The sequence below is a fragment of the Clostridium cylindrosporum DSM 605 genome, assembly GCF_001047375.1.
Classification (GTDB): domain Bacteria; phylum Bacillota; class Clostridia; order Clostridiales; family Caloramatoraceae; genus Clostridium_AB; species Clostridium_AB cylindrosporum.
In genome coordinates this window covers 58,648-72,510 of the sequence record NZ_LFVU01000001.1, presented here as the reverse complement: position 1 = coordinate 72,510, position 13,863 = coordinate 58,648, and the positions used below count along the sequence as shown (strand labels likewise).

The following is a 13,863-nucleotide window of genomic DNA, read 5'->3' as shown; positions in this document are numbered from 1 at the left end:
TTAAAAACCTTCGGTTAACCTTTAATTCAAGTTAGTTATGTAGTCTAGGTATCACTGCAAGTAGTATATTCCACATTTAAACCATAGAGCTAAAAACTAGAGATTCAATATTAAAAAATACCCCTAGGGTTAGTAAGACATCCGCAAGTAAAGTGGTTTAGATGTCGTACTAACCCTAGGGGTATTTTTAAATATCAGAAGCTCTTTTTGAAGGTGTTGTCGGTTTATATGGAGAATATACCACTGCAAGACTACATACCTACACTAGATTACATAAAACTTAACAATTTCATTAGAAGGATATGTTAATAAAGTGTGTAAATTCTATAATATGTTAATAAGTTTATGTGGATAATGTGAAAATATATTAAAAAACATTGATGGAAGGGGTTTTCCATTGTGGATAAGTTTGTTAGTAATGTGGATAGAATTAGAAAATTTGAATTTTTCCGAATTTTTACAATAAATTAATAGGTTTAAATTATGTTAATTATATTGTCACATTACATAGGTAGGAATAAACATATTGAAATATTACATCGAAATCTGTCAAAAGCCCTTGACTTTGGATACAAATAGTGGTAAATTAATTAAAAAGTTTTTGTATTTTTCCTATAGGATTACTAGGAAAGAGGGAGGGGTATATGTTTACTGTTAATGAGTTTATCGATATATTTGAAAAAAGTTTAAGTGGTGAAGATGTTGATTCATTCAAGAAGTACTCGTCTTTGATGGGGATATATACTGAAAGAAATGACGGTAGGTATATGATTAGATATAGATTCAATGGTGGGGTAATAAAACCCACTGAATTAGAGGGAATTGCTAATGTTTTAAAGGAGTTAGAATTTAACAAAATACACTTTACAACTAGGCAAGATCTTCAATTCCACCGTTTAACAGCTGAGGAGTTAAAAAAAGTACTTAGCCTTTGTGAAGGTGTTGGTATTTCATCTAGGGGAACTGGTGGACCATCTACTAGAAATATTCAAATCTCACCACTATCTGGAGTAGTAAAAGATGAAGATTATGATATTACCCCTTACGTTTTAAAAGCAACTAATTATGTTTTAAATGATGATCCTATATATACACTTCCTAAGAAATACAAAGTAAGTGTTTCTAATAATTTCAAGGATACTGTTAATGCAACTATTTCTGATCTTGGAATTATTACAAAGAAGAAAAGCGGGAAAAAAGGATTTAAGGTATATGGTGCAGGAGGTCTTGGAAACTCTCCAAATGTATCTATACTGTTATGTGAATTTGATGAGGCTGAAAATATACTTTATCATATTTTAGCTATGAGAAAGATATTTGATGAGCATGGAGATAGAGAAGTTAGAGCTAAGGCAAGAATAAGACATATTCTAAAAAGACTTGGAGAAGAAGAGTTTAGAAACCTTTATATATCTGAGCTTGAAGAGTTTAAGAAAGATCCTAGTCTAAAAATAGTACTTAGCAAGGAAGATGAAGAGGCAATTGAAAAGTCATATGAAAAGTATTATGAAACTGGATATGATGCACATCCTCTTATTAAGTTTGGTAGATATAGAAATATAATAACTAAGCAAAAACAAAGAGGATATTATAGTTTATATATCCATCCACATGGTGGAGACATGTCATATGATGAGATAGTTAAAATCCTAGATGTAATCAAGGGTCTAGATTATGAAGTATCACTTAGACTTACTAATACTCAAGGATTCTACGTTAGAGATATTAAATCAAATGACGTTGAAAAGTTCTTAAATGCACTACCATCAACGGAAACTGAGGACATATTTACATCAGTATCATGTACTGGTGCAGGAACATGTAAACTTGGAATACTAAAGTCTAAGAATCTTTTACATGAAATCGTAAGAGTATTTAAAGATGAGAAGAAGTCTATAAGAAAGTCACTTCCAAGAGTTTATATATCAGGTTGCCCAAACTCATGTGGACAGCATCTTAAAGGTGAAATCGGACTTTGTGGTAGAGCTAAAAAAGCAGCTAAGGGGCTTGTTCCATACTTCGGAATTTTTGTTAACGGAAATCTTTCCGAAAATCCTTCACTAGGATATGAGATAGGAGCAATACCTGCAAGAAATATACCAAGCTTCTTTGTTGAATTAGCTGGATTAAAACTAGATTCTAAAATAAAGGGCTTTAAAGAGTTCTATGAGGAAAATAAGTCAGGGGTTGAAAGCCTTATTGAGAAATACTCACAATTTGATGAGGAAAATGATGAGTTCTATACTGAATTCGGAGTAGATGAAAAGTTCGAACTAAAGGTACACAAGAAATAAGTATAGATTCCTAAGGAGTGATTATATGAGCGAGAATGTCTACTTAGAAGAATTTACTATAGGTAGAGGAGAAAGAGAAGGTCTTCTTAATCAAAAGGGGATTGTAATATGGTTTACTGGGCTTTCAGGTTCAGGTAAATCAACAATAGCAAATGCCCTTGAAAAGGAACTTCATAAAAGAGGGAAATTAACCTACGTTCTTGATGGGGACAACCTTAGATTATCTTTAAATAGTGACTTAAAGTTCACTGAAGAGGATAGAAAAGAGAACCTAAGAAGGGTAGGAGAGGTTTCTAAAATACTTGTTAACTTAGGAGTTATTACACTTTGTACATTTGTATCTCCTATAAGACAAGATAGGGAAGAAACAAGAAAGCTTTTAGGTAATGATTATAAAGAGGTTTATGTTAATTGCCCATTTAGCGAATGTGAAAAAAGAGACCCTAAGAATCTTTATAAAAGGGCAAGAAATGGAGAGATTAAAAACTTCACAGGACTAGATTCTCCATATGAAGCTCCAGTTTCCCCAGAGATTACAATAGACACTACTAATACTACAGTAGAAGAAGCTGTAGAAAGAATTATAAATACTTTAAATCTATAGGGATTTGGTATTTTCGGGGAGGCCTAACTATGCTTGAGGTAAAAACATTAGAAACAGATATTTTGATTATTGGTGGAGGAACTGCAGGGTGCTGGGCAGCAATAAATATTGCAGAAAACTCTAACAAAGATATTATAATAGCGGAAAAAGCAAACATTAAAAGGGGAGGATGTCTTGCAGCAGGAGTAAACGCTCTTAATGCATACATCAATGAAGGCCAAACAGTTGATAGCTTTACTGATTATGTAAGAGATGAATTCGAGGGAATTGTTCGTGAAGATTTAGTATATACAATTGCTAAGGGACTTAACAAATCAGCTGACAAGCTACACGAAATGGGGCTTCCAATTTTAAAAGACGAAAATGGTAAGTATGCTTCTAGAGGTAAAAGAAGTATAAAGATAAATGGAGAAGGAATTAAGCCTTTAATTGCTGGAAAGGTTCTTGAACATAAAAACATAAGAGTTATCGAGAGAATTAATATAACTGACTACATTGTGAAAAATGGGGAGGTTATAGGTGCATATGGATTCTCACTTGATAAGGAAGAGTTCTATGTAATATATTCTAAGGCAACTATTTGTGCAACTGGTGGGGCAGCAGGAATTTATAAGCCTAATAATTCAGGTCAATCTCCTCACAAGATGTGGTATTCACCATTTAATACTGGAGCAGGTCTTGCTATGGGGATTAGAGCAGGTGCAGAAATGACAAGCTTTGAGATGAGATTCATCGCCTTAAGATGTAAGGACACAATAGCACCAACTGGAACAGTAGCTCAAGGTGTTAAGACTCCACATATAAATGCTAAGGGTGAAGAGTACCTAGAAAAGTATGGATATAAGACTCACCTAAGACTTTATGGAACTGTAATGGAGAACATTAATGGAAATGGTCCATGCTATCTTAAAACAGAAGGTATAAGTGAGGAGAGCGAAAACCAGCTTTTCAAGGCATACCTAAACATGGCTCCTGCACAGGCACTTAGATGGATGGATTCTAAGAAAATGCCAAGTGAAAATAACATAGAAATCGAAGGAACAGAGCCTTATATAGTAGGTGGACACTCACTATCAGGATACTGGGTAGATACAGATAGACGCTCAACACTAAAGGGACTATTTGTAGCTGGAGATGTAGCTGGTGGTGCACCTAAGAAATATGTTACAGGATGCTTTGTAGAAGGTGAGATTGTAGCAGAAGAGTCACTTAAGTATATTGAAAACAAATCTTTAGAAAAGTTAGATTCTAAGATTATAGAAGAGAAGAAAAATGAAGTTGAAAAGTACTTCAATGGAGATTCTGTTTATTCTATAAACTCTATAGAGGAAGCAATGCAAAAGGTTATGGATGAGTATGCTGGTGGTATTTCTTCAGGATATGGATATAACATGGAAGGCCTTGAAATTGCTGAAAGTAGAATATCAAGATTACTTGAATTATCAAAGGATCTAAAGTGCAATGACATGCACGAGCTTCTTTTCATACATGAGGTTATAGATAGACTTTTAATTGCTAAGGTTCTTATAAAGCATATGCAGGAGAGAAAAGAAACGAGACTTAGATGCTACTGCGAAAACCAAAGCTATAAAGAAAAAGACGACGTAAATTATAAAAAGTATGTTAACTCTGTGTTTGACGGAAAAGATATAAAGATTACACTAAGGGATATTGTTGAAAGGGGGCAGGTTTATGAGCATTAAGATAATTGAATCAAAGTGTGTGTCATGTGGAAAATGCCTTAAAGTATGCCCTGGAAACTTAATATATAAAGATGAAAATAAGAAAGCATATATAAAATATCCTAGAGAATGCTGGGGATGTACAGCTTGTCTTAAGGAATGTCAGGTAGGAGCTATTAAGTATTACTTAGAGCCAGACGTTGGTGGATGTTCAGGATATATGTATGCAAAGGACAGTAAAGACACACTTGAATGGACCTTTGTTATAGATGGCAGTGAAGAGAAGATAAAGGTTAATAAGAAAGAATCAAATAAGTATTAAGAAAGTTTGGAGGTTTCAACATGGATTATTTAGATAGATTAGAGGCTGAAAGTATTTTTATACTAAGAGAGGCCTACAAAAAGCTTGGAAAGCTAGGAATGCTTTGGTCTATAGGAAAGGACTCAACAGTTATATTATGGCTTGCTAAAAAAGCATTTTACGGGAACTGTCCATTTCCACTTATACACGTAGATACTAAGCACAAGATACCAGAAATGATTGAATTCAGAGATAGAGTAGCTAAGGAACTTAACCTAAACCTTATAGTTCATACAAATGAAGAAGCTATAAAGGCTGGTATGGGTCCTCATAAAGGAAGAATTGAATGTTGTAAGGCTCTTAAGTCAGAAGGTCTTACACAGGTTACTAAAAACAATGGATTTGAAGGGCTAATCGTTGGTATTAGAAGAGACGAAGAAGGATCACGTTCAAAGGAAAGAGTTTTCAGTGAAAGAAAAAGTGATAGTGAATGGGATTATGCAGACCAACCACCAGAGCTATGGGACCAATTTAAAACAGACTTTAAAAAGGGAAATCATATAAGAGTTCATCCAATTCTAGGTTGGAGAGAAATTGATATTTGGGAGTACATTAAGAGAGAAAATATTCCTATAATAGATCTTTACTTCTCTAAGAATGGTAAAAGATATAGATCACTTGGATGTGCACCATGTACAGGGCAAATTGAATCAACTGCATCTAGTATAGATGAGATAATCGAAGAGCTTAAGAACACTAAGGAAACAGAAAGAAGTGGTAGAGCTCAAGATAACGAAAATGCACATGCATTAGAAAAGCTTAGAAAAGAAGGATATATGTAAAATAGGAGGAGATAATCATGAAAGAGGTAAAGGCGTCAGAAAGAGAAGAATTAAGTATAGTTGTTGTAGGACACGTAGACCATGGTAAGTCAACTCTTATAGGAAGACTTTTAAATGATACAGGTTCTCTTCCAGATGGAGCAATTGAAAAGGTAAAGAAGCTTTCAGAAGCTAAGGGAAAGAATTTTGAGTATGCATACCTTCTTGATGCATTTGAAGAAGAGCAAAAGCAAGGTATAACAATAGATATAACAAGACTTAGATTTTTAACTGAAAAAAGAGATTACATCATAATAGATGCACCAGGACATAAGGAGTTCCTAAAGAACATGGTAACTGGGGCAGCATCAGCTAATGCAGCATTTCTACTAATTGATGCTAATGAAGGAATACAAGAGCAATCAAAGAGACATTGCTACATACTATCTCTTCTAGGAATAAAGAAGGTATATGTACTAGTTAATAAAATGGACCTTGTAGACTATTCAGAGGAAAGATATGAAAAAATTAAGGAAGACTTTAACGTATTCCTAAGTAACCTAAATATCTATCCAGAGGAATATATCCCTGTATCAGCATACAATGGTGAAAACCTAACTAAGAAATCAGACAAAATGCCTTGGTACAAGGGTCTTAGCGTTATAGAAACAATGGATTCAATTGAAAAGCCAGCTGGAAAAGAATTTAATCCACTAAGACTACCAATCCAAGACGTATATAAGTTTGATAGCAGAAGAATAATAGCAGGAAAGATTGAAAGTGGAAGCATATCAGTTGGAGATGAAGTAACTATATACCCAAGTGCTAAGAAGACAAGAGTTAAGAGCATTGAATACTGGGTAGAAAAGGACAAAAAGGACACTGTATATGCAGGTGAAAGTGTTGGTATAACATTTGAAGATGAATTCTTCAACAAAAGAGGAGAAATTGTAACTAAGGGAGACATAGTTCCAACAGTTTCAAATATCCTAAGTGCTAACCTATTCTGGCTTGGTAAAAGCCCACTTGTTAAGAATAAGAAGTACAAGCTAAAGCTTGCAACTCAAGAAGTTGAATGTGAAGTTATAGCTATTAATAAGGTAGTAGATGCGGCAACTCTTGAAACTCTTAAGGATTCTCAAGAAGTTAAGAAAAACGACGTATCAGAAATCACTATTAAGACAAAGGAGCCTGTAGCATTTGATGATTTCTCAACTATCGAAGAAATGGGTAGATTTGTAATAATAGATGACTATAATATCAGCGGTGGTGGTATCCTAAACCCTGTTGAAGATACATTAAAGAGAAACTTTGGAGACATTAAGACTCAAGACGTAGCTATTAAGAAGAGACTTGTTTCAAGAGAAGAAAGAGAAGAAGTTCTTGGACAAGAAGGAAAAGTTATATGGCTAACAGGAAAACCAGGTTCAGGTAAAAACGAAATAGCATCAAAGCTAGAAAGAAGACTAAATGACCTTGGTAAGAAGGTATACTACCTAAATTCTACTAACCTTAGATTTGGAATATCAAGTGACCTTACATTCTCAGATGAAGATGTACATGAGCATGTAAGAAGAATAGCTGAAATAGCTAATCTATTCCAAGATGCAGGATATATAACTATCGTAACAAGCGTAAGTAGATTTAAGGAAGATAGAGAAAGTGCTAAGAACATAATAGGAGCTAAAAACTATTATGAAATATATGTAGATGCAAATGACGACATATGCAAGGAACGAAGTTCAAGACCAGCATGTGAAGCAGAAGCTGCTATAATAGGGTATGAAAAGGCAGATTATCCTGTAACATCACTATTTATTGAAGAGGTTGATTTTGATAGTGATAAGAAGGTTGATAGTTTAATTGATGCTTTAAATTTATAGGAATTATGAAGGCTACTCATTAGTGGGTAGCCTTTTTTAGGTTCTGATGAGGGAGGGGTGTGCTGCAGTATGTGGTGGACATAGGATATATACAGATTATGTTTAGGATAAATAGAGGTGAACTGTATAATAAGTAAGTGAGGAAATAGCTTAGAAATGAGAGGTATCATTATTTCTAGGCTGTTTTGATTTTATATTGAAATTAATAGCAAGTAAACTGCTTAAAAATTAATACTAGTATTTACTAAACGTAAAAAAGAAATGGATTATGCAAATTGTTAGAGTGATATATATACTTATAGAATGATATGCATTATAATGTAATATAAGGTAAAAATGTGAATTATATCGAAATGATGTGGAATAGAACGAGAAAAGAACGTGGGATTGATTATAACGTGAGTGTAATGAAGGAAATAGGTGTTTATTCTTTTAAGAAGATTAAGATGAAAGTCAGATAAAAGCGTATAAAGACACCTATACATAGAAATTTCTTATTATTTAATATAAATTCTGTATTAAACAAATGTTCATATATGAATACTTTAGAATGATTTCACTATTAAGTTTTAAGCTTGTAGATAAAAAGAAAAAACATTACAACCATGTGGTGCAAATATAAGTTTTAGTAGAATTATGAAATGAAGGTGGCTTTATTAATAAAACAAGTAGTTATTTATAATTAGGGGGACGGAAAGTGATTGACAATAGTAAAATTAATGTGATTAAACCCAAATCTATCTGGAAGAAACCTGTTGATATTAGGTTCAAGGACTTATTCATTACGCTTAGTAAAGGATTAATTCATGGTGTAACTCAAAATTGGACAGAAGTATCTACAGATGTTGCAGATGCTCTAGCATCTATTGGCTTGGAAACCACACCTGGTGAAAAGGCTTGGAAATTAGTATACAAATCTGTAACAAAAGCGCTATTTAGTATTATAGAAGATAATGAAAGTCTATTAAAAACAAAACAAATTAATTCTAGTATATTAATTCAAGATGTTACTGAAATATTTGAGGATGAAATAACTATAGATAATACTTTTTTTGATTCGCCAAAAGAAGCTAATATAGTAAAGATAATTCAAGAAATGCTTTCTAATTGGTTAATGAATTGTGGTTTTAATCAATCAGAAATGGAATCCATATGCAATAGATTCCCAAGCTATTTTGTATACGCCTTAAATAATGAATGGCGGGAAAACTATAGTGAATATTCTTCAATTTTAGAGAATACAACAACACCTTTTTCATTACAAGCTGAAATAGAAAAAAACTGGGCATATTATTATTCTCAACTTAATAAGGAATTAGATGAGCCACTTTTTTTAGAAGCATTTAGCCTAATGCAAATTTATGTACCACTTAATGGATATTATAGAAATAAAGTGGCTGTAGAGCAAAATAAAAGGTTAAGTTTAGTTTATACAGAAACTGAAGTATATGAAAGAGTAGTGGTTGATTTAGAAGAAGAAATTGATAATTGGATAGAAAATAGTGAAAAGGAAGATGCATTAAGGGTTATTTGTGGGGGCCCAGGATGTGGAAAATCTACTTTTGCAAAAAAAATTGCATCTGTTCAATCATCAAAATCAGATCTCCAGGTCTTATTTATACCATTACATCATTTTGAGTTAAAAGATGATTTAGTTGATGCTGTAAATTCATTTATTTTATATGAAGGTATATTAAAGCACAAACCTCTGGATATTGATAATGGAGAAAAAAGGTTACTAATTATATTTGATGGATTGGATGAGCTTGCGTTACAAGGGAAATTTGGAATGGAAGCATCTCAACAATTTATTCAAGAAGTACAACAAAAGTTGTATAACTTTAACATGAAGCAATTGCGATTACAAATAATTATAACCGGAAGGGATTTAATTATACAAAGTAATCAATGTAATATTAGGAAGGATAGGCAGGTACTACATATACTTCCATATTATATTTCACATAAGAAAATGGAAAAAAAGTATACCTTACATAAAGAAGGCTATACTTATGTTGATGATAAGGCATTATTGAAGAAAGACCTGCGACATGAATGGTGGAGAAAATATGGAAGTTTAACTGGTAAAGGTTATACGCAAATGCCAAAAGAATTATCATTAAATAAGCTTGATGAGATAACTTCTCAGCCATTATTAAACTATTTAGTGGCATTAAGTTACGAAAGAAAGCAAATAGACTTTACAATACAAAGCAACCTTAATGAAATTTATGGAGACTTAATAAAAAATGTATATGATAGGGACTGGGACTCAGGAATTCATCGATCATTACAGAATGTTACATATGATCAATTTGTTAGAGTACTTGAGGAAATAGCACTTGCAACTTGGCATGGTGATGGGAGGACTACTACAGTAAAAGAAATTGAAGAGCATTGTGACAGTAGTGGTCTTAAATCCTTGTTATTAGCATTTCAAGAAGGTGCATCCAAAGGAGTTACGCGCTTGCTTACAGCTTTTTACTTTAGGCAATCTAATAATCAAATGAACAACGATAAAACATTTGAATTTACTCACAAAAGTTTTGGAGAATACTTAACTGCCAAAAGAATTATATTGGGCATAGACATAATTAGCGGACATATTGAAAAAAAGCAAAAAAATCCTGATTATGGTTGGGATGAAAAGGAAGCCTTAAAAAACTGGATTCAATTATGCGGTTCAACAACAATGGATGAATATGTATTTAGTTTTATCGAAGGTGAAATGAAACTAATTAATACCAAAAAAATAAAAGGGTGGCATAAGACATTATTAAGACTATTATCATATTCTCTTAAAAACGGGTTGCCATTTGAAATACTTCATAATAGACCCAATTATAAAGATGAAATGAAACAAGAACAAAATTCAATTGAATCTCTACTTTTAGTCATTTGCAAATGTGCTGATTTAGGAAATGTTAGAACAAAAATTACTCACCCATCTCCTACGTCTTTTGGAGAACTTTTGGCTAGAGTACAAGGGCAACGTATAGGTCCAAAAAACAGACTAATATCTAGATGTTTTGTTAATATGGATTTAGATGGAATTATACTTGATGCTAGAGATTTTTGTAGAGTAAGTTTTCAGGGATTAAATATCAGGGAGTCAAAACTTAAAATGTCAAATATGCTCTTGGCTGAATTTTATAATTGTAATTTAAATAAATCTAATTTTATTTTTTCTTCATTTCATACATGTACAATGGATAAAGTTAATGCAAAAAATGCAAAGTTTATAAATGCAGATTTTTCTTCATCATATATAATGAATGTCGACTTTACAAAATCAACATTCCGGAAAGCTGATTTCAGTGATGCAGTGTTGAAGAATGTAAAATTTGTTGGGGCTGAATTACAAGAAGTAAGCTTTAATAATGCAAAATTAGTTAATGTTGTCTTTGATAATGCTATTTTTGATTATAAACTATTAATAGGAGCATCATATAATGGTAATAAGATTACTGAAAATAACTTCAATAAATTTCAACAAATGCGAAATGCTACAATAGAAGAAGTATCGGTTACAGAGATCGATTAATGTAACTAGTTATTAAGCAAATATAAAAAGAGAGTATAATATGAACCTAATGAGTTCCTGTTCAGGTGTACGTAATTTAATATATCATATGTTGTAAAACTAGAAGATATAAATTGCAAGAAAATGATTTTGAAGAATATTGAAATGATATGAGAAATAATAAACAAGGAATATTCTAGTGATAAGGTTATAGCTTTGATAAAAGACCCCAGAGATTAAGCTGCTGAAAATTAATATGATAAAGTAGATAAAATGTGAGTAGAGTATAGGAATTCATTTATTTTTATTAGATGTATTACAATAAAAATAAAAAGAATACGAAAAAATATTTGAAAAATATACTTTATATGATAAGAGACTGTGAAGAAAAGTCTGTAAAAAATGCTTTCTTATGATAAAATAAAAAATATCATAGAAAGCATTTTACATTTATATCTATATATTTTACATTGGAGGTCAAAATTATTTTTGATGAAAATAGGATGTAGTAAAGTAATAATGGACTTCTCCCTATCAAAGAGAGACTTAAAAGCTAAAGATTGTGAGAATAACTTGTAGTGATATGAAAATATGATAGTTGCTAAACGGGTAAATTAGTTATGAATTTTTGAGATTAAATATTGGTATAAAAAACATCACTTATACCCGTTATGGCGAACCGTATCATAAGTAATGATACATTAATAAAATATGTTGAGAAAAGTAAAATATCTTTAAAATGTGGACAGATAGAAATTTTATAAACTACTTATTAATCATGCTAGCAATTACCTTGGCACAATATATAGCTCCATTTTCTGTTGCAATATTTTGGGCTAATACCTTTGCATTATTTACAATCTCTTTAGTTAATGCAAATTTTATTCCTTCAGCTAATTTATTTGAGGTTAAGTCTTTTTTATAAATAGGTTTTGCACCAACACCTAAATCATATGCTCTATGTGCCCAAGCAAATTGGTCATTGGAGAATGGAATAATTACACTTGGTACTCCTGCTCTAAATCCTGCTGCTGTTGTTCCAGCTCCACCATGATGACAAACAACAGACACATTGTTAAATAGCCACGTATGAGGAATACTATCTACAGCGATAAGGTTATCGGGAAGGTTGTCTATCTTACCCATACCAGAAATAATTCCACGCTTTTTGCATTTTTTCATTGCATCTATTATAAGGCTAACTAACTCATCTTTTTGTTCGCTATTAAATACACTTCCAAATCCAATGTAAACTGGCTTTTCACCTTTACTGAGAAAATCTAAAAGTTCCTTTGATGGTATATATTCTATATTTTCTTCTACAAACCAATATCCATTTTGGTGGATGTTTTCATTCCAGTCCTTTGGTCTAGGGAATACAAAATTACTACAGGATACAACTGCTGGATGCTCTGTACTTATTCTTTCATATGGACTACTAAAGTCTTTTGGAAGTCTTTTGAAATGCTTCTTCCAATGTCCTTTCACAGTGCTACTTGAGGCAAGCCAAAGCATACTTTGCACCATTTTGTAGCTTATCTTTTTATTTAACTTTGTAGGCTTAGCTTTTCCATAAGTAACAACTGAAAGATACTCATCGGTTTTGTGCATAGGAAATGGTGTAGCCAGTACTGATGGTATTCCCATTTCTTGAGCTGCAAAGTACCCCATGGTACACCCTGGATGATAAACAATTAATTCACTACCTTCCAAAGAAGCATAGGTTTCTTCAGCTATTTTAATTCCATACTTTTTCATTTTATTAAATGTAAGAAGCATTTTTAGGGGATTATCCGCTGATTGTGATTCCTTTATTATATTTGGGTCAACACCTAACTTTTCAAAATCAACCTCAACTGGAAAGTATTCTATTCCATAACTTCTCACAAGGCTTTCAACTTCACTTGAGCCAGAAATTTTAACATCTTTACCTAACTTTTTTAATTGCTGAGCCAAAGCTATGTATGGCTGAAAGTCTCCTCTTGAACCTGCGCATATTATTGTTATCATAATTCTCTCACTCTCCTTGTGAAATCCAACAACGTGTCGTATATTAATATTGTAAGCAGTATAATGTTAATCATCAACCGACAATGAAATGCTTAGTGTCGGATTTATCGAGGTAGGAAATGAAAAAGAACCCTAAAGTTATGACTAAAACAAAACAAGATTTAATTGATGCATTTTGGACACTTTATTGTGAAAAACGAATAGAGAAAATTACTGTAAAAGAGATAACACAAAAAGCTGGATATAATCGCAGTACTTTCTATGAATACTTTATTGATATTTATGATGTTCTTGAACAAATTGAAACTTCCATTATCCCTAATGTTAATGAGCTACCTCCAATAGCTATGTTAGAAGGAAATTTAGGCATGCCCTTAGATATTTTTATGGAGTTATATGAGAAAAATCATAAATATTATTCTGTGCTACTTGGAGATAATGGTGATGCTGCCTTTGCAAGTAAACTAAAAAACTCTATAAAGCCAATGTTACAAGAAGCACTAAAGTATCAGGTAAAGATTAGTGAAAAAGAACTTGATTTTATTTTGGAGTATATACTTTCTGCTATGATTGGTATTATGAGTTACTGGTTTAAACAAGATAAAGTTATATCTAATGAAAAGTTAATTTCTCTTATAAATGAAATAATGGAAAATGGGGTTATGAGTATATTGAGCAAGTAAGTGAGGTTCTTATTAAAATTGGATTAATAGCATATGATTTTTATATATGAGGAGAATATATT

The 13,863-nt window shown here is 32.2% G+C and carries 9 protein-coding genes; 8 read left to right on the top strand and 1 reads right to left on the bottom strand.

What is annotated here, in order from left to right; genetic code table 11:
• Nucleotides 1–644: 644 nt before the first annotated feature.
• The 7 genes from CLCY_RS00310 (at nucleotide 645) to CLCY_RS00280 (ending at nucleotide 11,129) form a co-directional block, all read left to right on the top strand.
• Entirely contained in the window at nucleotides 645–2,294 is a 1,650-nt protein-coding gene (locus tag CLCY_RS00310; RefSeq protein ID WP_048569142.1) for a nitrite/sulfite reductase, read from the top strand.
• 25 nt (nucleotides 2,295–2,319) lie between these two features.
• Nucleotides 2,320–2,898, top strand: coding sequence for an adenylyl-sulfate kinase (gene cysC / locus CLCY_RS00305; RefSeq protein ID WP_048569141.1), 579 nt, complete (start codon nucleotides 2,320–2,322; stop codon nucleotides 2,896–2,898).
• 29 nt (nucleotides 2,899–2,927) lie between these two features.
• Complete coding sequence (locus CLCY_RS00300; protein ID WP_048569140.1) at nucleotides 2,928–4,601, top strand: adenylyl-sulfate reductase subunit alpha; 1,674 nt, start codon at nucleotides 2,928–2,930, stop codon at nucleotides 4,599–4,601.
• Nucleotides 4,591–4,902 carry a 4Fe-4S dicluster domain-containing protein gene (locus CLCY_RS00295; RefSeq protein ID WP_048569139.1) on the top strand — a complete coding sequence of 104 codons (312 nt, stop codon included), beginning with the start codon at nucleotides 4,591–4,593 and terminating at the stop codon, nucleotides 4,900–4,902. Before CLCY_RS00300 ends, CLCY_RS00295 begins: the two co-directional genes overlap by 11 nt.
• 20 nt (nucleotides 4,903–4,922) lie before the next feature.
• Nucleotides 4,923–5,723: a sulfate adenylyltransferase subunit CysD gene (gene cysD, locus CLCY_RS00290; protein ID WP_048569138.1), complete on the top strand. Its 801-nt coding sequence runs from the start codon at nucleotides 4,923–4,925 to the stop codon at nucleotides 5,721–5,723.
• Between the two features lie 17 nt (nucleotides 5,724–5,740).
• On the top strand, nucleotides 5,741–7,585 hold the full coding sequence (locus CLCY_RS00285; protein ID WP_048569137.1) for a GTP-binding protein: 1,845 nt from the start codon (nucleotides 5,741–5,743) through the stop codon (nucleotides 7,583–7,585).
• 697 nt (nucleotides 7,586–8,282) lie between these two features.
• Nucleotides 8,283–11,129, top strand: coding sequence for a pentapeptide repeat-containing protein (locus CLCY_RS00280; protein WP_048569136.1), 2,847 nt, complete (start codon nucleotides 8,283–8,285; stop codon nucleotides 11,127–11,129).
• A 744-nt stretch (nucleotides 11,130–11,873) separates the two neighbouring features.
• Here the strand turns inward: CLCY_RS00280 and CLCY_RS00275 are convergent.
• Nucleotides 11,874–13,118: a glycosyltransferase gene (locus tag CLCY_RS00275; RefSeq protein WP_048569135.1), complete on the bottom strand. Its 1,245-nt coding sequence runs from the start codon at nucleotides 13,116–13,118 to the stop codon at nucleotides 11,874–11,876.
• A 119-nt stretch (nucleotides 13,119–13,237) separates the two neighbouring features.
• On the opposite strand from CLCY_RS00275, the gene CLCY_RS00270 reads away from it, so the two are divergent.
• Entirely contained in the window at nucleotides 13,238–13,801 is a 564-nt protein-coding gene (locus CLCY_RS00270) for a TetR/AcrR family transcriptional regulator (RefSeq protein ID WP_048569134.1), read from the top strand.
• Nucleotides 13,802–13,863: the final 62 nt, after the last annotated feature.